Genomic DNA, 25447 nt, shown 5'->3' on the forward strand with positions numbered 1-25447 from the left:
GAGCCGCCGGTAAGGGTGTCGTTGTACCGCTATCGCGTGTCCTCGTCCTCGCCGCTCCCCACGTCGATGCGGGTCGGCTCGTCGTCGGCCTCCTCGCCCGCGCGCCGCTCGCCGCCGAGCACGCGTTCGCGGATGTCCTCGGCGAACGACTCCACCTGATTCCGGAGCGTGGCGACCTCCTCGCGGAACTCGCCGACGGGTCGCTCCACGTAGTGGACACGCTCGCGGGGAATCCGCCGCACCACGTCGCCCTCCTCGTGTTCCTCGGCCTTCAGTATCCAGTGGTCCTGGAAGTACGCGAGGTGCTCGTTCTCGACGCGCTTCTCGACGGTGCCGTCCGGCGTCTCGTACACGATGGTCGCCGTACCGAGTTCCTCGTCCATACTGTCGTTTGCCGCTCGACGGGATTATGTCCTGTGGCTTCAGAAGTACTCGGCCAGCCGGTCGGCCGCCTCCGCGGCCCGGGGCGTGACGAGCGCGAAGCGCATCCACTCCTCGCGCGCGCTCCCGAACGCCTCGCCGGGCATCCCCGCGACGCCCGCCTCGTCGATGAGCCGCTTCGTGTTGTCGAGCGTGCCCGGGAAGCCGTCGAACCGCGCCAGCACGTAGAACGAGCCGCGCGGCTGGATGTAGTCGGCTCCGGCGTCGTCCAGCGCCGCACAGAACGCCGAGATGCGCTCCTCCAGCATCTCTCGCGTCCCCGCGTAGTAGGAGTCGGGCGTCTCCCGAAGCGCCTTCAGCGCCGCGTGCTGGCCCGGCGCGGTGACGGCCACGTTCGTCAGCATGTGGCGGGTGCGCGCCGGGTCCACGAGGTGCTCGGGGAGTATCGCGTAGCCGACCCTGAGCCCGGTCGTCCCCATCGACTTCGAGAAGGAGTTGGTGACGGCGACGTTGTCGGAGTCGAAGGCGAGCGCCGAGCGGAACTCGCCCGAGAAGTCGAACTCGTCGTACACCTCGTCGGAGACGAACAGCGCGTCGTGCGCCTCGGCTATCGCCGTCAGTTCCCGCTTGACTTCCTCGCCGTACACGGCTCCCGTGGGGTTGTTCGGCGAACACGCCACCACGAGCGCGGTGTCGTCGCTGGCGGCCGCGCGCACGTCCGCCGGGTCGAGCGTCCCGTCGTCGGCGACGGGCACGTAGACGGCCTCCGCGTCGAGCAGTTCCGTCCGGCCCGCGTAGTAGGGGTACACCGGGTCCGTGAGTATCACCTCGTTCCCGGCGTGGGCCTCCAGGCCGCAGGCCATCGCGAGGTGGTTCGCCTCGCCCGCGCCGTTCGTCACGACGACGCGCTCGACCGGCACGTCGTGGCGCTCGGCGAGTTCCGCGCGGAGCTCCGCGTTCCCCTCGCTCGGCGGGTACTGGTAGTCGGCGACGGGCGCGTCGGCGAACTCGCGGATGCCGTCGCGGAGCGCGGCCGGCGGCTCCCAGTCGGGGTTGCCGCTCACCATGTCCACCACGTCGCGGTCGGCGTCGTCGGCGTAGGCCATCACGTGGAAGAAGAGCGGCCTGTCGTCGTCCATGTCCCCGCCTACGAGCGCTCCGTGTTCGGTGTTGTGTTCCCGGGCGCGTGGCGTGGCTTCAAGCCGCCGCGCCCACAACTGCGACCATGCGCGAGTTCGCGGACGACCCGCCGGTCGAGGAGCGCGTCGGCGAGGCGCTCCGGCGCGCCGATGCCACCGTCACGACCGCCGAGTCCTGTACGGGCGGGCTCATCGGCTCGCTGTTGACCGACGTGCCCGGGTCCTCCGACTACTTCGACCGGGCGCTCGCGACGTACAGCTACGAGTCGAAGATGGAACTCGTCGGCGTCGCGCGCGAGACGCTCGACGACCACGGCGCGGTCTCCGAGCCAGTCGCGCGGCAGATGGCCCGCGGCGCGCGCGATACGGCCGGCACGACGTGGGGGCTGTCCACGACGGGTATCGCCGGGCCCTCGGGCGGCACGCCGGACAAGCCCGTCGGCACGGTGTACGTCGGCGTCGCCTTCCGGGGGGAGTGGGGAACCGGTGACTCCTTCGCGCGGGTCGAGCGCTACGAGTTCGACGGGTCGCGGACCGAGGTGAAGGAGCGTATCGCGCGCCGCGCGCTCGCGGACCTCCTCGCGGCCGTGGAGTCGGCGTAGGGCGCGGCCGGGGCCGGGGCCTTTGTAACCCCTCCGTCCGTCGGCCGGGTATGAACAAGGAAGGCCACGTCCTCAACGGAGTGCTGCTCGCCATCGGTCTCGGCTACGTCCTCGAACCCGCGGGCGACGTGGAGACGTTCCGCACCATCGCCGCGACGCTCGTTCCGGTCACGCTCGGGGCGCTGTTCCCGGACGTGGACACCGCGTTCGGCAAACACCGCAAGACCCTCCACAACCTCCCGGTGCTCGCTATCTTCCTGGCGTACCCCATCTACTTCGGCAACCTCCAGTACGTCTGGGTCGGCGTCGTCACCCACTACGTCCTCGACATCGTCGGCTCGAAGCGGGGTATCGCGCTGTTCTACCCGCTCTCGACCAAGGAGTACGGCTTCCCGACGGGCGTGACCACGTCCTCGAAGTACGCGAACCTCGTCACCGTCGTCGTGACGGTGCTCGAACTCGCGGTCATCGCCGCGTTCGTCCACGTCGCGCCGGGCGCGCTGGACTCGATAATCTCGTCGCTCCCCTTCGACCCCGCCATCAACGCGACGAACACGACGGCGGCGTTCGGTCAGTAAACCGCGACGTCGTCGAACCGCCCGTCGTAGGCGACGTTCGACGGGTGGGTCGGCTCGGTCCCCGACAGGAACAGCCGGTCGGCCTTCTTCCACGTGTTCTCGTACCCGAGGTGGGCGAACTCGACGTGTCGCCGGAGCGTATGGACCGGGCCGTCGCGGTGGAACACCCGCCGGGGCGCGCCCTCGCGGAACGCCTCGACAACGTCCTCGCGGCAGCGCAGGGGAGCGTCGAACTCCGTCCACACCTCGCCCACGGTGGAGCGCAGGTGGGCGTACGACGACCCGAACGCCGGCAGCCCCGTCTCCCGGGCCACCTCGCGGGCGCGGTCGTTGTGGCGCGCGCGGTGTTTCGGATTGTACACCTCGACGGCGTGGAGCGCGTCGCGGTACTCGCGTATCTCCTCGGGGCCGAGCGACACCGTGGCGAACTCCGGGTGCGGCACGAGTCCGACCCCGTCCTGGCGGCGGAGTTCGGCCATCGCGCCGTCCAGCGTGACGAAGTCGGGTATCGGGTCGGAGAGTCCGACCATCAGGACGTGTTTGCGGTCGCGCCACGACCCCGTGAACACCTCGCGGCCGGGGACGACGACGAGGTCCTCGTCGGAGAACCGGCGCGCGCGCGCCCGTATCTCGTCCAGCCGCCGGAAGTGCGGGGCGTAGACCAGCGCGTCGAGGCCGCGCCGCTTGGCCCGCTCGGCGACGCGCTCGTCGAGCACCTTCACGTGGGGGTCGACGCGGAACACACCGGGGTTGGGGGCGGTCGCAGTATATCGGTTCCGCTCCCGGATGGGGGCGATACGGCCCCTGCGTGGCGTCCCGAACCTCTTTACCCCCCGAACGCCTCGCCCCGCTCATGTGGTCGTGTGCTATCGAGGGCTGCGGGGCGGAGGCCGAGCGGGCCGAGGACCTGCTCGTCCACCAGGCGACCGAACACGAGCGCCTCCAGTGTGGCGTCTGCGGCACCGTCCTCCCGGACGGCTACTTCGCCATCCGCCACGCGTTCGACGAACACTCACGCGCCGAGTACGTCCGCGCGTACGACGCCGACGCCGACGACATCCGGAAACGCGAGTCCGTCCTCGACGCCATCGAGAACGAGGCCGACCTCGACGAGGTCGTCGCCCGCATCAACGGCGGCGGCGACGAGGAGCCGACCGGCTCACACGCGTAGTCGCAGTCCAGCGCCGACGGCCGCGACGCCCGCGGCCGCGAGCAGCCCCAACCCCGCCGCGTACGACCCCGTCGCGTCGTACAGCGCCCCCACGACGACCGGCCCGAGGAACCCCCCGACTTCTCCGCCCGCGAACACGACCCCGACGGCGACGCCCGTGAGCCGCGAGCCGATGCCGTCGAGTTCGGGCGGAATCGCCCGCACGAGCGGCGAGAGCCCGCCGACACCCAGCCCCGCGAACACGACGCCCGCGAGCAGCGCCGGGCCGAGGCCGCCCGTCACGATACCCGAGACGCCGAGCGTCACCGCCGCGCCGCAGGCGACGACGGCCGCCCGACGCGCCCCGTAGCGGTCCGCGAGCGCCGGGACGGCCAGCACGCCCGCCGCGTTCGCCGCGACGAGGAGGCTCGTCGTCCGCCCGGCCGCGTCGCTCCCGAGGCCCCGCGCCTCCAGCACCGTCGGGAGCCACCCCTGGAGCCCGTGGATCACGGAGAGGTAGACGACGCCGAGGACGACGACCAACCGGAGGGGCCGGGAGGCGAAGACGGCCCGGAGGTCCCGGCCCAGCGAGTCGCGGTCGAAGCGGCCGTCCGTCTCCGCCGTCGGGACCGCGCCGCGGGCGACGAGCGCCCACGCGAGGGCGTAGGCGAGCGCGGCGACGCCGCTCCAGAGGAACAGCGCGCGCCAGCCGCCGAGCATCGGGCCGAGGACGGGGCGCCCGAGCGCGTACGCGCTCGCCGTCCCCGCCGACGCGCCGAGCAGATAGAGGGACGACGGGAGCCCGGCCTCGTCGGCGGGGAACAGCGTCGAGACGAGCTTCGGCAGGCCGAACGTGATGGCCGTCCCGCCGACGCCGAGCAGCACCGTGGCCCCGAGCAGGGTGGGGAAGCCGGGCGCGAACGCGCGGGCGACCTGCGCGACGCCGACCAGCGCGAGGCCGACGGCGAGGCTCCGGCCCGCGCCCACGCGGTCCACGGCCAGCCCCGAGAGTATCGACAGCGGGACGTACGTCAGCGGGACGGCCCCGGCGACGAGGCCGGCCTCGGTGCCCGACAGCCCGAGCTCGGTCCGGATGGTCGGCAGGTAGGCGGGGAGGGTGAACCAACAGAAGGTGAGGCCGGTGTAGGTGAGCGCCGCGACGACGACCAGCGCGAGCGCGCGGCGGCGGTTCATACTCGACGGCGGGCGCGGGTCCGCAAAGAGCGCGGCGGTCGGGGCGACCTACTCGGGAGTCGCTCCGTCGCCGAGCGACCGGAGAAACGCGGCCGCTACCGCTCCTCGGAGTCCAGCACGCGGATCTGGTCGCCGCGCACGGTCACGGGGATGGGAACGGTCGCCTCGTACAGTTCGACCGTCACCTGGTCCTTCCCCTCGTCGATGCGCTGGACCTGCGCCTTCTCGCCCTTGAACGGCCCGGCGATGAGCTCCACGATGTCGCCCTCCGCGATGCCCTCCACGTCCGGCTTCGGCGAGAGGAAGTGCTCCACCTCGGAGATGTCCGACATCCCGGGGACGACGCCCCGGGAGTGGGGTATCTCGTCGAGGATGCGCTCGAAGACCGCCTCGTCGTCCGCCTCCACCATCACGTAGGACGTGAGGCTGTCGGGAGCGAGCGCGGCGTGAATCGACGGCTCCTCCTTGTCCATGATCATGTCCGCGACCGTCCGCTCCTGGGAGGCGGTCGTCTTCACGGCGAAGATGGGCATTACGCACCAGCCCCCGGCAGGAAGTTCATGACGACGAAGATGAGGAAGCCGAGCAGCCCGACCAGGACGACGCCGGCCCCCGCGATGAGGGCCACGCGGGAGAACTCCTCCCACGAGGGCGTGCTGGCGAGCTTCAGCACCCGCACGTAGCTGGTGAGGTCGTAGGGAACGTCCATGCGGACCTTTTCCCGGTCGGCCTTTCTATACCTGTTGGTCCGTCAGTACGCCCGCGCGAGCGCCGCACGGTCCTCGACGCCCACGCGGAGGCCCACGACCGTCCCGTCGAGGGTTATCATCGTGAACCCCGGGCGGGTGACGGGCAGGTCGACGCGCACCTCGACCGTCTCGTTCACGCCCACGACGACGGGTTCGACCGGAACCTCGTCGGCGCCGACGACGACGACCGGGGCGTACACGCCCGCGCCGCTGCCGACGTTCGTGACGTTCACGGCGAGCGTGACGGTCCCGCCCACGGGAGCGGGGTTGCCGACCACGGAGACCGTCGTTTCGAGCCGCGAGGCGTCGACGCCGAGCGCGTAGATGCCCAGTCCGGGGGCCTCGGCGCTCACGGTAACCGTCTCGTTGGTGGCCGAGACGAGCGTCACCGCCACCTGTTCGAACGTCTCCGCGTCGGGGTCGTAGCGGTACAGCACGACCGACGACGCGAGGTCGCGGTCCGCCTCGGCGAGCGCCGGGTACCGCGCCGTGTCGAAGGTGAACTCGACGGTCACCCCGTCCACGTCGTCGCCGTCGAGCGCGAACAGCGCGCCCGCGACGGCCCCGCTCGGCAGGGCGAGTCGGGCGTCGACCTCGATACCGTCGTCGAGCCCGTCGGCGTCGCTGTCAGCGTCCTTCGGCGCTTCGGGGTCGGCGAGCAGCGTGTCGAGGTCGCCCGCCTGCCGGAGCCGGAGGTCGTAGTCGTCGTCGCCGGCGGTCACACCGAGGACGTCGAGGGCGACGCCCGTCTCGTTCGCCGCCTCGACGAACGGGACAAGCACGTCGGTTTGCGAGCCGGCGCGCGGCTCGCGTACCTCGATGTTCACCGTCCCGTCGCCGACGACCTCGGTGGAGACCGTCGTCGCGGGGCGGGGTCCGACCACGAACCGCTCCGTCAGCGACCCGATGGTGACGTAGTACGACCCGCGCTCGACGACGAGGGTCGCGGAGACGTTCCGCGACTCGTCGGGCGCGAGCGTCACTTGGACGTTCTCGACGAGTCGGAAGTCGGCGACGAAGCCGCCGCGGAACTCGCCGCTACCGTCGCCGACGTTCGTGACCGTCGCGGTCAGCGTCACCTCGTCGCCGTCGGTCGGCGCGTCGGGCGAGACCACGAGGTTCGTCACGACGAACTGCGCGCCGCCCCGGGCGGCGGCCGGCACCGAGGTGCCGATGTCGAACGGCGTCGTCGCGAACGGGTCGAACCGGACGCTCGACTCGCCGGAGACGATGGTCGCGGCGCTGTAGCCGGCGAACACCTGTCCGCCGCCGAGGGTCCCGACCACCGCGTCGCCGGTCCCGTTGGCGGCCGTGCCGCTCTCGGGGTCGAGCAACGAGGCGCTGGAGGGCCCGGACGCGTTGCCCCACCAGTTGTTCCGCGCGTCGACGTACGCCGAGCCGTTGGCGTTACGGACGCCGCCGGCGACGTTGCCCGCGATGTTGTTGCCGGATATCGTCACCGACTCCACCGAGGTGGTGTAGTCGAGGTCGATACCGTAGTTCGCGTTGTCGGTGAATGCGTTGCCCGTCACGTCGAGCGTGAGGTCGTCGCCCTGGGTCGTATCGACGGCGAGGCCGTCGCCGTTGCTGCCGTCGACGACGTTGCCGGCGACGATGGCCGATACCGACTGCTGCGACGACACGAGCCGGCCGACGTAGAACTCGATGCCCTCGTCGCCCGCGTTCGCGACGGCGTTGTCGCGCACCTGTATCGTGTCCGTCGTGTTCACGCGGTATATCTCGACGTAGATACCCTGGTCCCCGGTGTTCGAGACGGTGTTGTCGCTGACACTGAGACCGCTCACGGTCGTGGTCGAGGAGTCGCCGTACAGCTCGACGTAGATACCCGCGTCGTCGGCCGTCGTCACGGTGTTGCCGTCGGCCGTAGCGCCGTCGAGACTCGCGTCGTCGTCGAGGTCGAAGTACAGGTAGAGCCCCTCGTCGCTGTCGCTCGCGAGGGTGTTACCGTCGACCGAGACGTCGACGACGTCGCCGTTGTCGGCGCTGATGTCCACGTAGACGGCCTCGTAGTAGCTGTCCACGTCGTTGTTCGAGACAGTGACGCCGGTCACGTCGGCGTCGTAGACCTCGATGTCGAGGTAGATGCCGTAGTCGTCCGACGTGACGTCGTTGTTCGAGACGGTCACGCCGGAGACCGCGTCGCCGTCGTCGTAGGGCTCGATGTCGATGTAGATACCCTCGTAGTCGGCGGTGACGTCGTTGTTCGTGACCGTCACGTCGCTCGTCGCGTTGTAGAAGTACGCGTACACGCCGTAGTACTCCGTCAGCATGACGTTGTTCGACACGTCGATGTTCGCGACCGTCCCGTCGATGCTGAAGTAGACGCTCTCGTCGCCGGCGAGGCCGCCGCTCCCGTCGTCGAACCGGTTGTTCGTGATGGAGAGGTCGGTCACGTCGCCGTCGACGCTGAGGTAGATACCGTACTCCGAGACGAAGTGGTTGTTCGTGATTTCGATGTTCGCGAGGCTTCCGTCGACCCCCTGCCCGATGCCGTCGTCGTCGCCGCCGATGCGGTTGTCGCGGATGACGACGTTCGAGAGCGTCGCACCGCTCGCGACGTCGAACTTGATGCCCTCGTCGCCGAAATCGTTGAGGACGAAGCCCTCGATGACGGTGCCGCTCGCGGCGGCGGTCAGGACGAACCCCTCGTCGATGCTCCCCGCGTTCGAGTCCACGAGCGGCGCGTTCGCGCCGGGGCCGAACGAGGAGTCGCCCGTGTCGCCGCGCAGCGTGAGCCGCTTGTCGATGGTGATGTCGCCCGCGTAGGTGCCCGGCGCGACCAGAATCGTGTCGCCGTCGCTGGCGGCGTTCACGGCCGCCTGAATCGTCGTGTAGTCCGCGCCGCCGCTGTCGTCGACGGTCAGCGTCGCCGCGCTCGCCGTGCCCACGAGGGCGAACGGTGTCGCCCCGGAGAGCACGACCAGTGCGGTGACGACGACGGCCAGATACCCTCGCCCGTTCATCGCGCCCCCGTTCGTTCGCCCGTCGATACGATACCCCCGCGAAGTCGAATGTTCATTGTCTCCCCTGTCGGGACTCCGGTTCGGGGGTTAGGTATGGTTCGACTGAAAAACACGAACTGGCGCGGTAGGGGCTTCCTACCGGCAATTTCGGCGGAAAAGGGGGACCGCGGCTACTGGATGAACTCGGTCTCGTCCTCGGAGGCGGAGCGGTCGCCCGCCGAGCGCGACGACCCCATCGAGCCGCGCTGGACGGCCTTCTCGCGCTCGGCCTCGCTCTTGCCGTATATCTGCGGCGACTCGACGCCGGTGACGACGATCATCGTCTCCATCTTCCCGTCGAAGTCGGGGTTCACCGAGGCGCCCCAGATGATGCGCGCGTCGGGGTCGATTCGGTCGTAAATCTCCTCGACGACGCCCTCCGCCTCCTCGATGGACATGTCCGCGCCGCCGACGACGTTGACGAGGGCGGAGTTCGCGCCGTCGAACTCCACGTCGAGCAGCGGCGAGCGGAGCGCCGAGCGTATCGAGTCCTGTGCCTTGTTCTCGGAGTCGGACTCGCCGAGCCCGATCATGGCGACGCCGCCGTTCTCCATGATGGTCTTCACGTCGGCGAAGTCGACGTTGACGAGGCCGGGCTTGGTGATGAGTTCGGTCATCCCCTTCACCGACCGCATCAGCACGCGGTCACAGATCTTGAACGCGTCCTGCAGCGGGAGGTTCGGCGCGTAGTCGAGCAGCCGGTCGTTCGGGATGACGATGACCGTGTCCGCGACGGCGCGCAGCCGTTCGAGCCCCGCGTCGGCGTTTGCGCGGCGGCGCTCGCCCTCCGCCGTGAACGGGATGGTGACGATAGCGATGGTGAGCGCGTCCTGCTCCTGGGCGGCCTGTGCGACGACGGGCGCGGAGCCGGTGCCGGTGCCGCCGCCGAGGCCGGCGGTGATGAACACCATGTCGGAGTCGTCGATGGACGCCTGGATGTCCTCGATGTTCTCCTGGGCGGCCTCCTCGCCGATCTTCGGGACGGAGCCGGCGCCGCGGCCGCCGGTGCGCTGTCGGCCGATGAGTATCTTGGTGTCGGCCTCGACCTCGCCGGCGAGGTGCTGGGCGTCGGTGTTCGCCGCGACGAGTTTCGCCCCGTGGATACCCTCCTGTGCCATCCGGGTCACGGTGTTGCCGCCGGCCCCGCCACAGCCCACGACGGTGATCTTCGTCTCCAGGTCCTTGACGACGCTCGCCAGCTCCTCGTCCGTCATCGTCCCCGAGGTGTTCGGCGACGTGTCGGCCGCGTCGGCGGGAGCCGGCTGCTCCTCCCGCTCCTCCTCGGCCTCGTCGATGGCGTCGTCGATAATCGAGTCCATTTGCAATTGGTTTGCGCCATGCGTGTATTGTATCTTTCCCTCGCGTCGTACGCCCGTCGGACGCCACGACGGCCGATTTCGGGCCGAACCGCCGTTCGGGCGCGCCGGGCGATAAAGCGATAACGACGATACGAAACGTCACGTTCGGCGCCGGTCGCGAGCACGGTCGGTCGGGGCGCCGGCACGCGGTAAGGCGACGTATCCGCCGCGTTGCCCGTGTATACTATTGTAGGCCGGCGGCCAACCCGGAGGCGGAATGGACCCGAACAACCCACACGGACGAGCGACCGGCCGACAGCCGACACAGGGCTCGTTCACACAGGCCCCGGAACAGCAGGCGGCGGGAACCGGGGAGCCGATGCCGGTCGCGGAGATGAGCGTCTCGACGCCGACGCTCCGTCGCGTCTCGATGAACTACCCGAACGAACAGCTCCCGCTGGGCGAGAACGACTACGTCCTCGAGAGCGTCTACAACCCACAGCTCGACGCGTGGGAGGCGCTCGTGCTCGTCCGCCCCGAGGACGACGAGGGGAGCGACGAGTAAGCCCCGGCTTCCGGGGGGCGCCGCCGGCGGCCGGACGGGCGGCCGTGCGTTCCGCTCGGGCCGCTGTCGGGAACGGCCCGCCCGCGGTTTCGGCCTCCTTCCGTCGCCCGAATCGTGCGTCTCAGGTCTTCTCCGTGCCGAGACAGGTAAGAGCGACTTAACGTAGGGGAAAGCTTTCAACGGCGTATTCCATACGTCGGGCCGAATGGACGACAGCAGAAACGGGTCGACTCCCGGCCCGTGTCCCCCCACGACCGACTACCGCGCGTACCACGACCCGGACGGGACGGCCAAACTCAGCACGGCGGTGACCCACGCGCTCGCCGACGCCATGGAACAGGACGTCACGGAGGCCGGCTTCGTTCTCTTCGACACCATCGACCCCGACGCGCTCGACCGACTGTTCTCCCCCTCGCACGAGACCGAAACCCCCTCGCTCGGCCACGCCGCGTTCGTCGTCGACGACTACCGGGTGACGGTGTACAGTACGGGCGAGATCGTCATCACGCCGCCCGGCGGGCCGACGGCCAGCGGGCCGGTCCGGCCCTGAGCGTCGGTCCGTCGATGTCGGCGGTACGACGCCGTTTCGTTCCGGCTCCTCCCCGCCTCCGTCCGTCCTGACCGGCTCGCAGTCCCGCGGTAAGCCCTCCCTTCCCCTTCCTGTCGAATCCGGCCGACGCGACGTGACCGCCCACGGGCCGAAAGGCGGCCGTACTCGCTCGCCCGAGCGGTAGGTCGGATATTACAATGCGGCCGTGCGGGGACCGGTCAGTCGGGCGGTCGCGACGACCGCCACGTGTACCCATGAGACGATACAGCGCCAGACCACACCGACAGCGGATCGGACGGGCCCCGGAGACGACGTACGGACAGCAGTCCGTCGTGACCACCGCCGGCGGGGCCGGACAGCCCGCGTACGGACAGGTGTCCACGAACCCGTACGAGCCGCGCGTCGGGGATAGCCAGTCGATACAGTACGGCCAACAGTCCCCGCAGACACAGGGAGCGTTCCGACAGGAGGCCGCCGCGGGACAGCCGGAACAGCTCCGACAGCCTCGGCAGGGCGAGCAGTTCCAGCCGTCACAGCCGGCCCGACAGAGCCAGCAGGTCCAGCCGGCCCAGCAGGCACAACAGCTCCCGCAACAGGGCCAACAGATACCGCCGGCCCAACAGAGCCAGCAGGTCCAGCCACCGCAGCAGGCACAACAGCTCCCGCAGCAGGCCCCGTCCGGACAGTACTCCCCCACCGAGTACGGGCGTCCGTCGGAGGCGGGCGGGCAGCAACTTCAGGGCATCGAACAGCCGTTCGCGCAGGAGCAGCCCGGGACGGGCCGGGGACGACGGTGACCGACGCCCGACCGAGCGACGGCGACGCGCGAGCGACCGAGCGACGAGGACGCGGACGAGGTATCCGACGATGACACAACCACGACAACAGGCGGGCGGTTACGGGACGATAGGGCCGATGGAACAACAGCAGGGGACCGTGACGGGACAGGGGTTCCCCGCCCCGGGGCCGGACATCACGCTCGAGGAGGCCATCAGCGAGGAGATGCGCGTCGTGCTCCACGACTTCGTGGAGTCGGCGAACGTCGCCGAGTGGTGCGCCGACCGGTGTCTCGACGAGCAGGGCATGGCCGAGTGCGCCCGGCTCTGTCGGGACGTGGCCGACATCGCTCGGCTCAACGTCGAACTGCTCGCCCGCGACTCGGCGTTCGGCGCCGAGCTCGCCGAGGTGTTCGTCGTCGCGGCCGAGGCGGCCGCGCGGGAGTGCGCCCGCCACCCGACCAAGCACTGTCAGGAGTGTGCCGAGGTGCTCCCGCGGGCCGCGCGGGCCACCCGGAAGATGCTCGCTTCGTTCGAACAGGGCGGGCAGATACAGCCGGGACAGGGAATCGGGCAGTTCTGAGGCCGGCGCCCGGCCCCCGAGCGGGCCTCGCGTCGCTGTTTTATCCCCGATAGACGAGCGGTCGATTCGATGCGAACGCTCTTCCCCGACGTTCCGCCCCCCGGTGCCGTCCGTCCCCGAGCCGACGACCGGGTCGCCGCCGCGTCCCGGGGTCAGGCGTCCGAGCCCCGAGCGACGCCGAGGAGGACGCCGACTGTCCCGACGGTCAGCAGCGCGCCGAGCAGGAACGGCGCCGCCGCCGCGACGACGTACAGCGCGGTCATCGCCGGCGGGCCGACGGTGCGTCCGAGCGAGCCGGCGCCCTGGGTGACGCCGAACGCGGTGCCCTGCTGTTCGTCGCTCGCCGTCCGGGAGACGACGGCCGCGATGCCGACGTTGAGCAGGCTGTTCCCCGTCGAGAGCAGCGCGAGCACGAGGAGGAGGACGATGAGCGCCGGCCCGGCACCGAACGGCAGCGCGAGCGTGGGGAGCAGGTCGCCGAGCGGCGCGGCGAACGGCAGCGCCGCGAGCGCGACGGCCAGCATCGCGGCCCCGCCGACGGCCATCCGCGCGTCCGCGACTCGTCGGGACACCTGCCGGACGACGACGCCCTGATTGAGCACGCCGAGGACGCCGATGTAGGTGAGCAGCAGCCCGGCACCCGACTCGTCGTAGCCGAAGCTGTCGGCGACGAACGGGATGAACGCGACCTGCACGCCCGAGAACGCGACGGAGGCGACGAGGAAGACGACGACGAGCGGCCGGAGCGCGGCGTCCGCGAGCGCCTCGCGGAACGGGGCGACGATGCCGGGCGGGCCGGCCGTTCCGCGGGTCCGGTTCGGCTCGGGGAGCGCGACGGCCGCGGCCGCGAGCGCGAGCAGCGAGAAGGCCGCGGCGGCGAAGCTCGGGAGCGAGTAGGCGGTGGTCGGGACGAACGCCGGCAACAGGCCGTCGGCGGCCGCGACGACGGGGTCGGAGGCGAACAGCGCGCCCAGCGCCGGCCCGAACACGAAGCCGAGGCCGAACGCCGCGCCCACGAGACCCAGGGCGCCGGCGCGGTCCTCTCTGGGAGTCACGTCCGCGACGTACGCCTGCGCGGCCGCGATGTTCCCGCCCATCGCCCCGGCGAGGCCGCGCGCGAGAAAGAGGACCGCGAGCGCCGCGACGGGGCCGAACGCGCGGTCGGCCGCGCCGCCGAAGCCGAAGACGACCCACGCGACGGCCGCGCCCGCGAGCGACAGCATCAGGACGGGGCGGCGGCCCCGCTCGTCGGAGAGCCGACCGAGATACGGCGCGGCGAGGAACTGCGTCAGCGAGTAGGAGGCCGCGAGCAGGCCGATGAACACGTCCGAGACGCCGAACGACCGCACGTAGAAGGGGAGGACCGGGATGACGATGCCGAAGCCGAGCAGGTCGATGAAGACGACGGCGATGACGGTCGCCAGCGCCCGCCGCCGGCCCGCCGGGGTCTCCGGCACGCTCCCGCCGCGCATCGACGCCGCCCGGTCGAGCAGACTCACATCGACCGTCCGCCGGCCGCCCGCTTCAGCGCGTCGGTCGGGGAGCCTATACTCGCGGGCCGCGTCCGTCGGGTATGGACCCCGACGAGGTGCGCCGGGACTGGGCGGAGCGGTCCGGCGACTACTCGCCCGCGTACTACGCCGACATCGGCCCCAACGAGGTGAGCGAGACGCTCGCCGAGGTGCTCGGCCACTACGTCGGCGAGGACGCCGCGATACTCGAACTCGGCTGTGCGTCGGGCCGCCACCTCGCGTACCTGCGCGACCACGGCTACGGGAACCTCGCCGGCATCGACGTGAACCCCGACTCGTTCGACGTGATGCGGGAGCGGTACCCCGGGCTCGCGGAGGCGGGCGAGTTCCGCGTCGCCGCCATCGAGGAGTACGTCCCCGACCTGCCGGACGACGCCTTCGACGTCGTCTTCGCCGTCGAGACGCTCCAGCACGTGCCGCCCGACAACGAGTGGGTGTTCGACGAGATAGCCCGGGTTACGGGCGACCTCCTCATCACGGCCGAGAACGAGGGGAACGGCCCCCAGCGCGGCCGCGCCGAGGCTGCCGTCAGCTACGTGGATGACGACTTCCCCCTCTTCCACCGCAACTGGAAGGAGGTGTTCTCGGCGCGCGGGCTGGCACAGCTCATCCGCGAGCCGACGCCCCGCGACACGATTCGCGTGTTCCGCGCGCCCTAGTAGGCAAAGCGCAGTTCGCGCTCCTCGTGGACGGCGTGTGGCTCGATGGTCCGGCCGTCCACCTCGACGGCCTCGCCCGCGGCCAGTTTCCCGAACGCCGGCCCCTCGCCGACCCCGAGCGTCGCGGCCTTCTCCGGGACGAAGGTCTCCTCGCGGGCGAGGACCGCCCCGTCCGCTATCTCGACCGTGTCGTACTTCGCGCGCAGCACGTCGGCCAGCGCCGCGACGAGGTCGTCGGGAGTCGCCCCCGGCGCGAGCGCCACCCTGCCGACGGGTCGGGTCCCGCCCTGCTCCGTCTCGAACGCGAGCGCGACTCCGGCGACGGCGTCGCGCGCGGCGCCGGTATCGACGTTCGCCGCCTCCTCGACCAACTCGGCGGGCAGTTCGGTCGTCGCGAACTCCCCCTCGTACCCCGCCCCGGGGTCGCCGAATCGGAGGCCCTCGTCCACGGGTGCGAGCGCCGACTCCAGTTCCTCGACCGTCCCGAGCGGGACGCCCGTCGTCTCGCGCGCCCACGTCTCGGAGACGACGCGGTAGCCGAGGTCGTCGATGACCTCGCGCAGGACGGGCCGGTCGCCCTCCACGAGCGCGTGCTCGGCCGCGGAGCGCTCGAAGGCGGCGGCGACGACACCGCGTGCCTCGCGCGGGTGGGCCATGTCCTCTAGCGACCAGTCGGCGAGGACGTGGCCGACGGCCCAGTCCGTCTCGCGGACGACGCGCTCGAACCGCGGGGCGTAGTGACCGCCGCCGAACCCCACCAGCTGGCGCTCGCGGTCGGGCGCGACGCCGCGGCAGTCGAGTATCGCCCGCGCGACGGCCGACGCGCCCTCGGGGTCGTCCCACTGTTCGTCGTCGCTCCCGAGTTCCACGAACAGCGACGGCACGTCGAGGTCCGTCGGCCCGTGGTGGGTACACTCCATCGCGACGCCGTACCCCTCGGGCGCGTGCTCGTCGAACGCGGAGAGCAGGGCCGAGAGCGCGTTCGGGGCCGCGCGGGCGAACGACTCGGCCTCGCCACCGAACTCCGCGGGGCCGGGGTTGCCGGTCGGGTGTGCGGTGAGCAGCGGCCCGGTGTCGCCGGAGTGGCGCGACGCGACGAACAGCAGGTCCGGGTCGTCGAACGCCTCCGCCAGCCCCTCGGCGCGGATGTGCAGTTCGTCGAACGTCCGTAGCTCCGCGCCCCCGGTGCGGTAGTAGGTGCCGCCGCCCGCGGCGTCCGCCCTGTCGGCGTCCTCGTGGTCGGTCCAGTCGCCGAGCGCGAGCAGTCGCTCGCCGATGTGTTCGGACGCCCGGTCCGCCCGCGAGACGACGACGGCTAGCATCGCTTCCGGGTCGGGGGCGGGCCGGCAAAGCCCCTGCGACCCGCGGCGGCGCTCACCGGTAGGCCAGCAGCCGGAGCCCGTTCAGCGAGACGAGGACGGTCGACCCCTCGTGCCCGACGACGGCGAGCGGAAGCGGGATGCCCCGCAGGAGTATCGCCCCCACCATCAGGGCGATCGCGCCGAACGCGACGGCGAGGTTGACCGTCAGCGTCCGCCGCGTCCGCCGCCCCAGCCCCAACACGTAGGGTATCTTGCCCAGGTCGTCGCCCATCAACACGACGTCGGCGGTTTCGAGCGCGACGTCCGTCCCGGCGCCGCCCATCGCGATGCCGAGGTCGGCCGTCGCGAGCGCCGGCGCGTCGTTGACGCCGTCCCCGACCATCGCGACGGTGTCGTACCGCGTCGCCAGCTCCTCGACGGTCGCCACCTTCTCCTCGGGCAGGAGTTCCGCCCGCACCTCGTCGATGCCGACCGCCTCGCCGATGCGTCGCGCCACCCGCTCGTTGTCGCCGGTCAGCATCAGTATCCGCTCCACACCCAGCGACCGGAGGTCGGCGACCATCTCGGCGGCCCCGGGCCGCAGGGTGTCGGTGTACGCGAGCCACCCCAGCACGCGCGCGGTACCGTCCGTCTCGCGCACGACGAGGACGCTCGTCTTCCCCTCCGATTCGAGCGCGGCCAGCCGCTCCAGCCCGCGGTCCAGCCCCTCGACGGTCCCGTCGAGGACCGTCTCGACGTAGCTCCGGTTCCCGATGTGGACCGTGCCGTCCCCGACCGCCGCCCGGACGCCCTTCCCGGCCACGGCCCGGAAGTCGCGCGCCTCGGGGACGTCGAGCGCCCGGTCCTCGGCCGCCCGTACCGTCGCCCGCGCGAGGTGGTGTTCGGAGCGGCCCTGGACGGCGGCGGCGAGCGCGAGCAGGTCGCTTTCGCCCTCCGCCCCGTCGCGGACGAGCACGTCGGTCAGTTCCGTGTCGCCCCGGGTGAGCGTCCCCGTCTTGTCGAACGCCACGGCGTCGACGGTCGCCGCCGCCTCGACGTGTTCGCCGCCCTTGAACAGGACGCCCTGCCGGCCGCCCGAGGCGATGGCCGACAGCACCGCGGCGGGCGTCGAGATGATGACCGCACACGGGGAGGCGGCGACCATCAGCGTCATCGCGCGGTAGAACGCCCCCGTGAACTCGCTGCCGAGCGACAGCGGGACGGCGACGGCCGCGACCGTGAGTCCGAACACACCGAGCACGTACGGCTGTTCCAGGCGGTCGATGAGCCGCTGGGTCGGGGCCTTCTCGCTCTGCGCGCGCTCGACCATGTGGATGAGCCGCGTGATGGCCGACTCGTGTGCCCGCCGCGTGGTCTCTATCTCCAGACTCCCGCCCTCGTTGATGGTCCCGGCGAACACCTCGTCGCCGGGCCCCTTCGCGACCGGCATCGACTCGCCGGTGAGCGACGCCTGGTCCACCGCGCTCTCGCCGGCCACGACGACGCCGTCGAGCGGCACCCTGTCGCCCGGCCGGACGACGAACACGTCGCCGACCGCCACCTCGTCTATCGGGACGGCCGTCTCCGACCCGTCGCGTATCACTCGCGCGGACTCCGGGCGCATCTCGACGAGCGACTCGATGGCGCGCCGCGACCGGCCGATGGCGTAGTGCTGGAGCGTGTTCGACAGCGAGAACAGGAACAGCAGCATCGCCCCCTCGAACGGCGCCCCGATGGAGAGCGCGCCGAGCGCGGCGACGATCATCAGCAGGTCGATGTCGACGGCTCGGTGCCGCAGCGTCTCGACCGCGCCCCGGAGCCCGTACCAGCCGCCGAAGGCGTACGCCGCGCCGTAGCCCAGCCACGCCAGCGCCCGCGGCCCGTCGAGCCACCCGGTCGCGAGGCCGACACCCATCCCGACGAGCGCGAGCGCGGTGAAGACGACCTCGCGCCGCAGGTCCGTTCCCGTCCCCGCGTCCGCCCCCTCCGACGCCGGGCCGTCGGTGACGGGCACGTCGTGGTCGCGTACCAGCCGTTCGAGCGCGTCCTCGGTGACGGCCTCCGCGTCGTAGCTGATGCGGACGGTTCCGGTGCGGAACGACACGTCCGCGTCGTGGACGCCGGGCGTCCCCGCGAGCGCCCGCTCGATGGAGCGCGCCCCTGCGTCACCGCGCCCGCCCCGGCGCGCGACGGGGATGACACACACCGACGGACGCGCCGGTTCCTCTGGACGCGCGGAGGCGTCGGAACTCATCGGACGACGGTCACCGGCCGCCGGCCGTCCCGTACCACCCGCTCGGCCACGCTCCCGAGGAGCGCCCGCTCGATGCCCTCGCGCCCGTGGCTCCCCAGCAGTATCAGGTCGACGTCGTGGTCCTCGGCGTAGTCGAGTATCGCCCGCGCGGGCCGGCCGACCGTCGTCGCCGTCGCGAGTTCGACACCGTGTTCGTCCGCGATACCCCGCGCCTCCTCGTGAATCTCCGCCGCCCGCTCCCGTGCCCGCTCGTACCAGCCGTCGGCGACGGGAAGCCCCCCGGCCTCCGCGGCGACTATCGAATCGACCGGGTCGATGACGTGGAGGGTCGTGACGGACGCCCCCGGGAAGTTCTCGACGGCGTAGCGGACGGCGCGGCGGGCGAGCGGCGAGCCGTCGACGGGAACGAGAAGGCTGTCCGGCATACCGGTGATGTGCCACGTGAACATATGAGAATACCGCTCGGGGGGCCGGGCCGCTTCGGGACCGCGTCCGTCGCGGTCGCGCCGCTCGGCAGTCCGGTCGTCGCCCCGGTTCCCGGCCGCTCCCGCCTCCTCCGGGCGGCTTTCGGACGCTCCCTCTCTTCGCCTTTCGCGGCCGGAACACCGATTTGCTATCGCAGTATATCGTTTATGTTTCCTCGCCTCCCCCGCCGGGCGGGCGTATTTTGGTCCCACGGCCCCTCGCTCCGGCCAATGAAGGAGTACGAGCGGGAGATACTGCTCGAACGCATCGGGCGGGAGTCGGCCACCGTCGGCGCCGAGATCCCCGAACGCATCGAGGTGCAGGGGGAGGAGATCGACCTGCGCTCGTTCGTCTTCGAGATAAAGCGGCGCGACACGGTCCCCGCGGGCGAGCGCGAGCGCGTCGAGCGGGCGAAGAAGAACCTCCGGCGCGAGCGCCTCCAGCGGAAACAGCGAATCGAGGAGGACGAGGTGAACTTCGAGGAGGGGGAGGCCCTCGCCGCGGCCGTCATCGGCATCGACCGCGCGCTCAACGCCCTCGAATCGCTGAACCCCGCGGGCATCGAGACGGAGCGCGACCGCCAGGAGGCGATGGACACCAAGCGGTGGATGAACTTCCTCAAGCAGGCGCTCGGCGAGGAGAGCGGCTCCCGGCTGGGTGGCCGATGAGCCGGAACGCGGAGGTGGCCGACCGGCTGGACGAGATGGCCGACCGGCTGGAGGCGCTCGGCGTCGAGTACAAGCCGCGCGCCTACCGGCAGGCGGCCGACAACATCCGCGGGCACACCGTCGCCATCGAGACCCTCGCCGAGCGGGGGCGGGACGCGGTCGAAGAGATAGACCGGGTCGGGGAGGCCATCGCCGCGAAGGTCGTCGAGTACGTCGAGACCGGGGAGATAGCGGAACTGGAGGAGCTCCGCGACGACCTGCCGGTCGACATCGGGGCGCTGATGCGGGTCGAGGGGGTCGGTCCCAAGACCGTCGCGGACCTCTACGAGGCGCTCGGGGTCCGCGACCTCGACGACCTCGAAGCCGCCGCGGAGGCCGGCGAGATACGGGAGGTGAAGGGGTTCGGCCCGAAGACGGAGGAGAACATCCTCGACAACATCGAGTTCGCCCGCGAGAGCCACGAGCGGGCGCTGTTGGGCGAGGCACAGCCGCTCGCGGAGCGCGTCCTCGACCACCTGCGCGACCACGGGGCCGTGACGGCCGCCGACACCGCCGGTTCCCTTCGTCGGTGGCGGCCGACGGTCGGCGACGTGGACGTGCTCGTCGCCAGCGACGCGGGCGAGGCGGTCGTGGAGCACTTCACCGAGTTCGACGCGGAGGTCATCGAGGCGGGGACCTCGAAGGCGAGCCTCCGGGCCGACGGGATGCGCGTGGACCTCCGGGTGGTCGTGGAGGCGGAGTGGGGCGCCGCGCTCCAGTACTTCACGGGGAGCCGCGACCACAACATCGTCCTGCGCAACCGCGCCATCGAGCGCGACCTGAAGGTGAACGAGTACGGCGTCTTCGACGTGTCGGGGGTCGAGGACCCCGACGCCGGCCAGCGGGTGGGCGAGCGCGTCGCGGGCGGGACGGAGGCGTCGATGTACGAGGCGCTCGACCTCCCTCTCATTCCTCCCGAACTGCGCGAGGACCGCGGCGAGGTCGCCGCCGCCGACGCGGGCGACCTCCCCGACCTCGTGGCGCTCGGCGACCTGCGGGGCGACCTCCACACCCACACGGACGCCTCCGACGGCGACGAGTCGGTCGCGGGGATGCTCGCGGGCGCGGCCGAGTTCGGCCACGACTACCTCGCCGTCACCGACCACGCCACCGGGCCGGGGATGGTCGGCGGGGTCGGCGTCTCCGATGACGAACTGCTCGCCGTCGCCGAGGAGGTGCGCGCGGCCGACAGCGAGGTCCGGGCGTTCACCGGGGTCGAGGCGAACATCGCCGCCGACGGGAGCGTGAGCGTCGCGGACGACGTGCTCGCGGAACTCGACTGCGTCGTCGCCTCCCCGCACGCCGCGCTCGACGGCGACGGCACCGACCGGCTGGTGGCCGCCGCCGAACACCCCGCGGTGAACGTCCTCGGCCACCCGACCGGCCGCCTGCTCAACCGTCGGGCGGGGCTGGACATCGACATCGACGCGGTCGCCGCGGCCGCCGCCGCGAACGACACCGCGCTCGAGATCAACGCCAACCCCCACCGGCTGGACCTCCGGGGCGGCTACGTCAAGGCCGCCGTCGATGCCGGCGCGACCATCGCCGTGAACACCGACGCCCACCGGCCGGCCGCGTTCGACTACCTCCGGTTCGGCGTCCACACCGCCCGGCGCGGGTGGGCCGAGGCCGCGGACGTGCTCAACGCGCGCGACGCCGACGGGGTGGCCGACTTCCTCGGCCTGTAGCGGGAAGACCTATGCCCGCGACGCCGCTTCCCCCGACGATGCCCTCCAGACGCACGCTCCTGACCGGCGCGGCGGCCGCGGGCGCGACCGCGCTCGCCGGCTGTTCGACCGGCGACGCGCTCGACCCGGCGACGCAGGGGGACACGCCGACTGCCCCCGAGGACGCGACGGTCGTCGCCACGGCCGAGCGGTCGGTCGACGCCGACCCGCCGAACGGCGCGTTCCGGGTCTCGGCCGCCGTCCACGAACGCCCGGCCGGCGACCGGACCGAACTCCACCTCCTCACCGACCACCGGCTGATTCCCGGGGAGAACCAGCACGCGAACAACGGCTGGCGGCTCGCCGAACTCGGCGTCGAACACGTGAGCGACGCGACCACCGTGACCGGCGGGACGAACTTCCGGCGGCCGGACGAGGGGGAGTCAGCGGCGGTGCGCCTCGGCAGCGAGACGACGCCGTCCGGCCGTCGCTGGACCGTCCGGTTCGGCGACTCGGGGGACGCGACGTGGAGCGTCACCGCCTACACCGTGTCGGAGACGGACCGCGACCCCGCCGCGGGCGACCGCCTCGCGGAGGTCCGGACGCACGTTCGGGAGACGAAGCCGTGGAGCACGGCGTCCTACGAGGCGACCCGCCGGACGAGCCTCGTCTACGGCGAGGACCGCTGAGATGGCTCCCGAGCGGCCGGACCCGCCGTTCCTGCTCGACGTCATGTGCGGGAAGCTCGCCACCTACCTCCGCTTCTGCGGGTACGACGCGGCGTACGCGCTCGACAGGGGCGTCGAGGCCGACGACCGCCTGCTCGCACTGGCGCGCGACGAGGGCCGGACGCTCCTCACCCGCGACCGGGAACTCGCCGACCGGGCCGGCGAGCGCGGCGTCCTGCTCACCGACAGAGGGGTCGAGGGACAGTTGCGCGAACTCGCCGACGCGGGCCTCCCCCTCGCCGTCGCCGCGGAGCCGGCACACTGCGGCGCGTGCAACGGCCCCGTCGAGGCCGTCGCCCCCGGGGCCGAGGTCCCCGAGTACGCGCCCGCCCCCGACGAAACCGAGGCGTGGCGCTGTCGCTCCTGCGGACAGTACTTCTGGAAGGGGTCACACTGGGACCGCGTGGAGGAGACGCTCGCCGGGCTCTAGTCGGTGTTGGGCCGCCACTCGGAGCAGGCGTCCATGTCGTCCATGACCTCCTCGTGGAGGCCGCAGTACGGCGCGAGGCCGTCGTCGGTGCGGACGTAGCTGAACTCGCTGCAGTTGCCGCAGTAGGCGTCGTCGGGGCGCGGGCCGGAGCGCGAGCGGCCCGCGTCCGACTCCGTCGCCCCGCGGTTCGGGCGCGTGGAGACGCGGTCCGGGCCGGCGGGGGCGGACTCGGTGGAGGAGGAGGTCGTCGGCTCGCTCATCGTCGTCACCTCCGCGCCGCCATCGGAGACGGTGGAGGCGTCGGGGCCGTTCGTCTGGGTCGGGGTGTTGCCGTCCGGCGTCTCGCCGAGCAGGCCGATGCCGCCGAGCCCCTGCCGGAGGCGGTCGTTCGACACCTCGACGACGCGGGTCTTCCCCTCCTTCGTCACCTCGAGGCGGACGGTACCGCCGGGGTCGTTGCGCGCCTTGAAGTTCGCGACGGCGACGAACAGACACCAGAACGTCGTGATGACGCCGACGAAGTAGACGGCGGTCACGGGAAGGGTGTAGTCGGTCGGCATCCCGAACCAGTTGCTCGGGTAGACGGCGACGAAGGCGACGACGCCGACGAGCGCGACGGCCGCGCCGAGCCACCCGGCCGCGCGGATGCGCCACGACGCCTTCGGGAGGACGGTCATCCCCCCGAGGAAGACGGCGGGCAGGCCCACGCCGGCGAGGACGCCGGCCAGTTCGCGCGCGCCGAACTTCGAGAGGCCGAGGACGCCGCCGCCGCCGGCGGACGTCCCGACGACGATGCCGACGACGGTCAGGACGGCGCCGACCCCGAACAGCCCGACCCCCGCGTACAGCCGGCGGAGGTCGGCCCCGCCGGCGCCTCCCTCGTAGACCTCCGTGAGGCTGGTCATACTGCCTCTTTCCGCCCTCTCGACAAAAAACTGTGTCAGACGCCCGTCCGACGCGCGGGGAAGTGTATGAAAAAGGCCTTAACGGCGCCCCGGGTGGTTCAGAGCCATGAAGGCAGTCGTCCTCGCGGGCGGGTACGCGACCCGTCTGTGGCCCATCACCCGCCACCGCCCGAAGATGCTCCTCCCCGTCGGCGACTCGACCGTCATCGACCGCATCTTCGCGGAATTGGAGGCGGACGACCGCATCGACGAGGTGTTCGTCTCCACGAACGAGGCGTTCGCCGAGGAGTTCGAGGCGTATCTGGCCGACTCCGCGTTCGAGAAGCCCGTCCTCTCGGTCGAGGACACGACGGAGGAGGACGAGAAGTTCGGCGTCGTCGGCGCGCTGGCCCAGCTGGTCGCGAGGGAGGGAATCGACGACGACCTCGTGGTCGTCGCGGGCGACAACCTCATCGGCTTCGATGTGGCCGACTTCGTGGACTTCTTCGAGGCGAAGGGCGGGCCGACCCTCGCGGCGTACGACGTGGGCTCGCTCGACAAGGCCTCCTCGTACGGCGTCATCGACACGGAGGGCGACCGCGTCGTCGATTTCCGGGAGAAGCCGGCCCAGCCGCCGAGCACGCTCGTCTCCATCGCCTGCTACGGCTTCCCCCGCGAGGCGCTCCGCTTCGAGGAGTACCTCGCGGACGGCAACAACCCCGACGAGCCGGGGTGGTTCGTCCAGTGGCTCGTCGAACACGACGAGGTGTACGCCTTCCCGTTCGACGAGGCGTGGTTCGACATCGGCACGCCCGAGTCGTACCTGGAGGCCGTCGCGTGGACGCTCGACGGCGGGACGCTCGTCGCCGACGACGCCGAGGTGTCGGGATCGACGCTCGGGGCGAACGTCCACGTGATGTCCGGCGCGCGCGTCGTCGACTCGACGCTGGAGGACACCGTCGTGTTCCCGAACGCGACGGTCGTCGACTGCGAGATACACGACTCCATCGTCGACGAGGAGGCCCGCGTCGAGAACATCGACCTCGCGGGCGCGCTGTTGGGTGCCCACTCGCAGCTGACGAACGGCGCGGACTGACCGCGGGGCGACACGACAAGGCGAGCTTTCCGCCCGTAGGCGGCCTATTACTTTCCGCTCACGGCGCCTCACCCGGAGCGAGGTGTAACAATGCAAACCGAAGGCCGTCTCCGGGTCAACGCCGTGGACTGGATATCGCTCGTGCTCGTCATCGTCGGGGCCATCAACTGGGGTCTCGTCGGCATCGGCGAGTTCCTGGAGGCCAACTGGAACGTCGTGAACCTCCTCCTCGGCTCCGTGCCGACGCTGGAGTTCCTCGTGTACGTCCTGGTGGGTCTCGCGGGCATCTACGAGCTGTACTTCGCGTACCAGCTCTACAGCGCCCGGGGCACGCCCAGCAGCCGGACCACGCAGTAACGCCCGGCGGCCCGCGCCGCCGTTCCGCTTTCGTTTTTCCTACTCCGCCAGCCGCGCGTCCGTGACCTCGATGTGGCCCCGGTCGCCCGCCCACACGGTGTCGTACGTCAGTTCGATGCGGCGGGCCATGTGCGGCCCGTCGGTCACGAACGTCTCGAACTCCCCGCCCTCGCCGAGGAGGTGGACGCCGTACTCCTCGTTGAGGGCTTCGAGGTCGGCGAGCGCGTCGGCGTCGAGCGTCCGGCCGAGCCACGACTCGTCGAGCCCGTAGGCCGCGACCTGCACGATGCGTATCTCGAAGCCCGCGTCGAGCATCGCGTCGGCGAGCGCTCGGGGCTCGCGCTGCCACAGCGGGGCGAACAGCTCCGCGTCGAGCCGGTCGCACATCGCCTCGATGCGCGAGGTCTGGTACTCGCTCTCGACGGCGCCGGCCGTGACGCCGCCGATACCGCCCCACTCGTCGGCGAGCGATTCGAGGGCGCGCTCCAGCGGTTCGAGCTCCCGGTCGCCCTGCGCGCCCGACTCCGCGGCCTCGTCCGCGGCGAAGTCGCCGGGCGAAACGTCGAGCAGGTCGATGCCGATGGACTCGGCTGCCAGCCCCGCGAGATGCGTCGCCGGGGTGTGGTACATGTAGGAATCGCCCTCGGGGTGGACGGTGACGAGCCGCTCGACGGGGTGGCCGGCTTCGAGCGCGCGGTACAGCGCCCACGAGGAGTCCTTCCCCCCGGAGAAGAGGCTCACCCACGGATACTCGGTCATTGTCCGCCGTAGCCGTCGCC

At 71.5% G+C, this 25447-nt stretch carries 28 protein-coding genes; 14 read left to right on the top strand and 14 right to left on the bottom strand.

What is annotated here, in order from left to right; genetic code table 11:
* Window positions 1-29 precede the first annotated feature (29 nt).
* Both P2T37_RS09880 and P2T37_RS09885 read right to left on the bottom strand, forming a co-directional pair.
* Window positions 30-383: a hypothetical protein gene (locus tag P2T37_RS09880; protein WP_276233757.1), complete on the bottom strand. Its 354-nt coding sequence runs from the start codon at window positions 381-383 to the stop codon at window positions 30-32.
* A 39-nt stretch (window positions 384-422) separates the two neighbouring features.
* On the bottom strand, window positions 423-1520 hold the full coding sequence (locus P2T37_RS09885) for a pyridoxal phosphate-dependent aminotransferase (protein WP_276233758.1): 1098 nt from the start codon (window positions 1518-1520) through the stop codon (window positions 423-425).
* A gap of 86 nt (window positions 1521-1606) precedes the next feature.
* Here P2T37_RS09885 and P2T37_RS09890 point away from each other — a divergent pair, with 86 nt between their 5' ends.
* The gene (locus P2T37_RS09890) at window positions 1607-2122 is read left to right on the top strand and encodes a CinA family protein (RefSeq protein WP_276233759.1); all 516 of its coding nucleotides are present in this window, start codon (window positions 1607-1609) and stop codon (window positions 2120-2122) included.
* A 50-nt stretch (window positions 2123-2172) separates the two neighbouring features.
* Window positions 2173-2700 carry a metal-dependent hydrolase gene (locus P2T37_RS09895; RefSeq protein WP_276233760.1) on the top strand — a complete coding sequence of 176 codons (528 nt, stop codon included), beginning with the start codon at window positions 2173-2175 and terminating at the stop codon, window positions 2698-2700.
* On the opposite strand, the gene P2T37_RS09900 is transcribed toward P2T37_RS09895, so the two are convergent.
* Complete coding sequence (locus P2T37_RS09900; protein ID WP_276233761.1) at window positions 2694-3443, bottom strand: PHP-associated domain-containing protein; 750 nt, start codon at window positions 3441-3443, stop codon at window positions 2694-2696. The genes P2T37_RS09895 and P2T37_RS09900 overlap by 7 nt on opposite strands.
* 110 nt (window positions 3444-3553) lie before the next feature.
* Here P2T37_RS09900 and P2T37_RS09905 point away from each other — a divergent pair, with 110 nt between their 5' ends.
* Complete coding sequence (locus P2T37_RS09905; RefSeq protein WP_276233762.1) at window positions 3554-3871, top strand: DUF7565 family protein; 318 nt, start codon at window positions 3554-3556, stop codon at window positions 3869-3871.
* Here the strand turns inward: P2T37_RS09905 and P2T37_RS09910 are convergent.
* From P2T37_RS09910 to ftsZ, 5 genes are all read right to left on the bottom strand, one after another.
* Entirely contained in the window at window positions 3860-5044 is a 1185-nt protein-coding gene (locus tag P2T37_RS09910; protein WP_276233763.1) for an MFS transporter, read from the bottom strand. The genes P2T37_RS09905 and P2T37_RS09910 overlap by 12 nt on opposite strands.
* A 95-nt stretch (window positions 5045-5139) precedes the next feature.
* On the bottom strand, window positions 5140-5577 hold the full coding sequence (locus P2T37_RS09915) for a transcription elongation factor Spt5 (RefSeq protein ID WP_276233764.1): 438 nt from the start codon (window positions 5575-5577) through the stop codon (window positions 5140-5142).
* Window positions 5577-5753 carry a protein translocase SEC61 complex subunit gamma gene (locus tag P2T37_RS09920; RefSeq protein ID WP_276233765.1) on the bottom strand — a complete coding sequence of 59 codons (177 nt, stop codon included), beginning with the start codon at window positions 5751-5753 and terminating at the stop codon, window positions 5577-5579. The genes P2T37_RS09915 and P2T37_RS09920 overlap by 1 nt, the downstream gene beginning before the upstream one ends.
* 42 nt (window positions 5754-5795) lie before the next feature.
* Entirely contained in the window at window positions 5796-8777 is a 2982-nt protein-coding gene (locus tag P2T37_RS09925) for a right-handed parallel beta-helix repeat-containing protein (RefSeq protein ID WP_276233766.1), read from the bottom strand.
* Between the two features lie 170 nt (window positions 8778-8947).
* Entirely contained in the window at window positions 8948-10135 is a 1188-nt protein-coding gene (gene ftsZ, locus P2T37_RS09930; RefSeq protein ID WP_276233767.1) for a cell division protein FtsZ, read from the bottom strand.
* 256 nt (window positions 10136-10391) lie between these two features.
* On the opposite strand from ftsZ, the gene P2T37_RS09935 reads away from it, so the two are divergent.
* From P2T37_RS09935 to P2T37_RS09950, 4 genes are all read left to right on the top strand, one after another.
* Complete coding sequence (locus P2T37_RS09935; RefSeq protein WP_276233768.1) at window positions 10392-10679, top strand: hypothetical protein; 288 nt, start codon at window positions 10392-10394, stop codon at window positions 10677-10679.
* 205 nt (window positions 10680-10884) lie between these two features.
* Window positions 10885-11229 carry a HalOD1 output domain-containing protein gene (locus tag P2T37_RS09940; protein WP_276233769.1) on the top strand — a complete coding sequence of 115 codons (345 nt, stop codon included), beginning with the start codon at window positions 10885-10887 and terminating at the stop codon, window positions 11227-11229.
* 332 nt (window positions 11230-11561) lie between these two features.
* The gene (locus P2T37_RS09945) at window positions 11562-12026 is read left to right on the top strand and encodes a hypothetical protein (protein WP_276233770.1); all 465 of its coding nucleotides are present in this window, start codon (window positions 11562-11564) and stop codon (window positions 12024-12026) included.
* Between the two features lie 70 nt (window positions 12027-12096).
* Window positions 12097-12588 (top strand): four-helix bundle copper-binding protein, encoded by a 492-nt coding sequence (locus P2T37_RS09950; protein ID WP_276233771.1) that lies wholly within the window; start codon window positions 12097-12099, stop codon window positions 12586-12588.
* A 152-nt stretch (window positions 12589-12740) separates the two neighbouring features.
* Here the strand turns inward: P2T37_RS09950 and P2T37_RS09955 are convergent, their stop codons facing one another.
* A complete protein-coding gene (locus tag P2T37_RS09955; RefSeq protein WP_382211844.1) occupies window positions 12741-14060 on the bottom strand; it encodes an MFS transporter in 1320 nt (439 codons plus the stop codon).
* A gap of 101 nt (window positions 14061-14161) precedes the next feature.
* On the opposite strand from P2T37_RS09955, the gene P2T37_RS09960 reads away from it, so the two are divergent.
* Entirely contained in the window at window positions 14162-14779 is a 618-nt protein-coding gene (locus P2T37_RS09960) for a class I SAM-dependent methyltransferase (RefSeq protein ID WP_276233773.1), read from the top strand.
* Here the strand turns inward: P2T37_RS09960 and P2T37_RS09965 are convergent.
* Genes P2T37_RS09965 through P2T37_RS09975 form a run of 3 tightly spaced genes read right to left on the bottom strand, consistent with a single transcriptional unit; the run spans window position 14776 to window position 18759 of the window.
* A complete protein-coding gene (locus tag P2T37_RS09965; protein ID WP_276233774.1) occupies window positions 14776-16101 on the bottom strand; it encodes a D-aminoacyl-tRNA deacylase in 1326 nt (441 codons plus the stop codon). The genes P2T37_RS09960 and P2T37_RS09965 overlap by 4 nt on opposite strands.
* Window positions 16102-16153: 52 nt before the next feature.
* Window positions 16154-18334, bottom strand: a complete 2181-nt coding sequence (locus tag P2T37_RS09970; protein WP_276233775.1) for a heavy metal translocating P-type ATPase — start codon at window positions 18332-18334, stop codon at window positions 16154-16156.
* Window positions 18331-18759, bottom strand: coding sequence for a universal stress protein (locus tag P2T37_RS09975; protein ID WP_276233776.1), 429 nt, complete (start codon window positions 18757-18759; stop codon window positions 18331-18333). Before P2T37_RS09975 ends, P2T37_RS09970 begins: the two co-directional genes overlap by 4 nt.
* A 270-nt stretch (window positions 18760-19029) precedes the next feature.
* Between P2T37_RS09975 and P2T37_RS09980 the strand changes: the two genes are divergently transcribed.
* From P2T37_RS09980 to P2T37_RS09995, 4 genes are read left to right on the top strand one after another with little or no spacing between them, the layout of a single operon-like run.
* On the top strand, window positions 19030-19467 hold the full coding sequence (locus tag P2T37_RS09980; RefSeq protein ID WP_276233777.1) for a DUF5788 family protein: 438 nt from the start codon (window positions 19030-19032) through the stop codon (window positions 19465-19467).
* Window positions 19464-21194 carry a helix-hairpin-helix domain-containing protein gene (locus P2T37_RS09985; RefSeq protein ID WP_276233778.1) on the top strand — a complete coding sequence of 577 codons (1731 nt, stop codon included), beginning with the start codon at window positions 19464-19466 and terminating at the stop codon, window positions 21192-21194. The genes P2T37_RS09980 and P2T37_RS09985 overlap by 4 nt, the downstream gene beginning before the upstream one ends.
* A gap of 38 nt (window positions 21195-21232) precedes the next feature.
* Window positions 21233-21862 (top strand): hypothetical protein, encoded by a 630-nt coding sequence (locus P2T37_RS09990; RefSeq protein WP_276233779.1) that lies wholly within the window; start codon window positions 21233-21235, stop codon window positions 21860-21862.
* A 1-nt stretch (window position 21863) separates the two neighbouring features.
* Complete coding sequence (locus P2T37_RS09995) at window positions 21864-22331, top strand: Mut7-C RNAse domain-containing protein (protein WP_276233780.1); 468 nt, start codon at window positions 21864-21866, stop codon at window positions 22329-22331.
* Here the strand turns inward: P2T37_RS09995 and P2T37_RS10000 are convergent.
* Window positions 22328-23236: a cell division protein CdpA domain-containing protein gene (locus P2T37_RS10000; RefSeq protein ID WP_276233781.1), complete on the bottom strand. Its 909-nt coding sequence runs from the start codon at window positions 23234-23236 to the stop codon at window positions 22328-22330. The two genes, P2T37_RS09995 and P2T37_RS10000, sit on opposite strands and share 4 nt — an antisense overlap.
* Window positions 23237-23342: 106 nt before the next feature.
* Between P2T37_RS10000 and P2T37_RS10005 the strand changes: the two genes are divergently transcribed.
* Window positions 23343-24311 (top strand): nucleotidyltransferase family protein, encoded by a 969-nt coding sequence (locus P2T37_RS10005; protein WP_276233782.1) that lies wholly within the window; start codon window positions 23343-23345, stop codon window positions 24309-24311.
* 90 nt (window positions 24312-24401) lie between these two features.
* The gene (locus P2T37_RS10010) at window positions 24402-24668 is read left to right on the top strand and encodes a DUF378 domain-containing protein (RefSeq protein WP_276233783.1); all 267 of its coding nucleotides are present in this window, start codon (window positions 24402-24404) and stop codon (window positions 24666-24668) included.
* 39 nt (window positions 24669-24707) lie between these two features.
* Here the strand turns inward: P2T37_RS10010 and P2T37_RS10015 are convergent, their stop codons facing one another.
* The gene (locus tag P2T37_RS10015) at window positions 24708-25427 is read right to left on the bottom strand and encodes a diphthine--ammonia ligase (protein WP_276233784.1); all 720 of its coding nucleotides are present in this window, start codon (window positions 25425-25427) and stop codon (window positions 24708-24710) included.
* Between the last annotated feature and the right edge of the window lie 20 nt (window positions 25428-25447).

This window comes from Halosegnis marinus, assembly GCF_029338355.1.
GTDB lineage: Archaea > Halobacteriota > Halobacteria > Halobacteriales > Haloarculaceae > Halosegnis > Halosegnis marinus.

Excerpts from the sequence above, each read along its gene's own strand:
- P2T37_RS09990 (WP_276233779.1), top strand. The coding sequence starts at position 21,233 with ATGCCCTCCAGACGCACGCTCCTGACCGGCGCGGCGGCCGCGGGCGCG.
- P2T37_RS09935 (WP_276233768.1), top strand. The coding sequence starts at position 10,392 with ATGGACCCGAACAACCCACACGGACGAGCGACCGGCCGACAGCCGACA.
- P2T37_RS10010 (WP_276233783.1), top strand. The coding sequence starts at position 24,402 with ATGCAAACCGAAGGCCGTCTCCGGGTCAACGCCGTGGACTGGATATCG.
- P2T37_RS09960 (WP_276233773.1), top strand. The coding sequence starts at position 14,162 with ATGGACCCCGACGAGGTGCGCCGGGACTGGGCGGAGCGGTCCGGCGAC.
- P2T37_RS10005 (WP_276233782.1), top strand. The coding sequence starts at position 23,343 with ATGAAGGCAGTCGTCCTCGCGGGCGGGTACGCGACCCGTCTGTGGCCC.
- P2T37_RS09965 (WP_276233774.1), bottom strand. The coding sequence starts at position 16,101 with ATGCTAGCCGTCGTCGTCTCGCGGGCGGACCGGGCGTCCGAACACATC.
- P2T37_RS09975 (WP_276233776.1), bottom strand. The coding sequence starts at position 18,759 with ATGCCGGACAGCCTTCTCGTTCCCGTCGACGGCTCGCCGCTCGCCCGC.
- P2T37_RS09985 (WP_276233778.1), top strand. The coding sequence starts at position 19,464 with ATGAGCCGGAACGCGGAGGTGGCCGACCGGCTGGACGAGATGGCCGAC.
- P2T37_RS09995 (WP_276233780.1), top strand. The coding sequence starts at position 21,864 with ATGGCTCCCGAGCGGCCGGACCCGCCGTTCCTGCTCGACGTCATGTGC.
- P2T37_RS10000 (WP_276233781.1), bottom strand. The coding sequence starts at position 23,236 with ATGACCAGCCTCACGGAGGTCTACGAGGGAGGCGCCGGCGGGGCCGAC.
- P2T37_RS09920 (WP_276233765.1), bottom strand. The coding sequence starts at position 5,753 with ATGGACGTTCCCTACGACCTCACCAGCTACGTGCGGGTGCTGAAGCTC.
- P2T37_RS09970 (WP_276233775.1), bottom strand. The coding sequence starts at position 18,334 with ATGAGTTCCGACGCCTCCGCGCGTCCAGAGGAACCGGCGCGTCCGTCG.
- P2T37_RS09880 (WP_276233757.1), bottom strand. The coding sequence starts at position 383 with ATGGACGAGGAACTCGGTACGGCGACCATCGTGTACGAGACGCCGGAC.
- ftsZ (WP_276233767.1), bottom strand. The coding sequence starts at position 10,135 with ATGGACTCGATTATCGACGACGCCATCGACGAGGCCGAGGAGGAGCGG.
- P2T37_RS09915 (WP_276233764.1), bottom strand. The coding sequence starts at position 5,577 with ATGCCCATCTTCGCCGTGAAGACGACCGCCTCCCAGGAGCGGACGGTC.
- P2T37_RS09895 (WP_276233760.1), top strand. The coding sequence starts at position 2,173 with ATGAACAAGGAAGGCCACGTCCTCAACGGAGTGCTGCTCGCCATCGGT.
- P2T37_RS09955 (WP_382211844.1), bottom strand. The coding sequence starts at position 14,060 with ATGCGCGGCGGGAGCGTGCCGGAGACCCCGGCGGGCCGGCGGCGGGCG.
- P2T37_RS09910 (WP_276233763.1), bottom strand. The coding sequence starts at position 5,044 with ATGAACCGCCGCCGCGCGCTCGCGCTGGTCGTCGTCGCGGCGCTCACC.
- P2T37_RS09950 (WP_276233771.1), top strand. The coding sequence starts at position 12,097 with ATGACACAACCACGACAACAGGCGGGCGGTTACGGGACGATAGGGCCG.
- P2T37_RS09905 (WP_276233762.1), top strand. The coding sequence starts at position 3,554 with ATGTGGTCGTGTGCTATCGAGGGCTGCGGGGCGGAGGCCGAGCGGGCC.
- P2T37_RS09980 (WP_276233777.1), top strand. The coding sequence starts at position 19,030 with ATGAAGGAGTACGAGCGGGAGATACTGCTCGAACGCATCGGGCGGGAG.
- P2T37_RS09925 (WP_276233766.1), bottom strand. The coding sequence starts at position 8,777 with ATGAACGGGCGAGGGTATCTGGCCGTCGTCGTCACCGCACTGGTCGTG.
- P2T37_RS09890 (WP_276233759.1), top strand. The coding sequence starts at position 1,607 with ATGCGCGAGTTCGCGGACGACCCGCCGGTCGAGGAGCGCGTCGGCGAG.
- P2T37_RS10015 (WP_276233784.1), bottom strand. The coding sequence starts at position 25,427 with ATGACCGAGTATCCGTGGGTGAGCCTCTTCTCCGGGGGGAAGGACTCC.
- P2T37_RS09940 (WP_276233769.1), top strand. The coding sequence starts at position 10,885 with ATGGACGACAGCAGAAACGGGTCGACTCCCGGCCCGTGTCCCCCCACG.
- P2T37_RS09885 (WP_276233758.1), bottom strand. The coding sequence starts at position 1,520 with ATGGACGACGACAGGCCGCTCTTCTTCCACGTGATGGCCTACGCCGAC.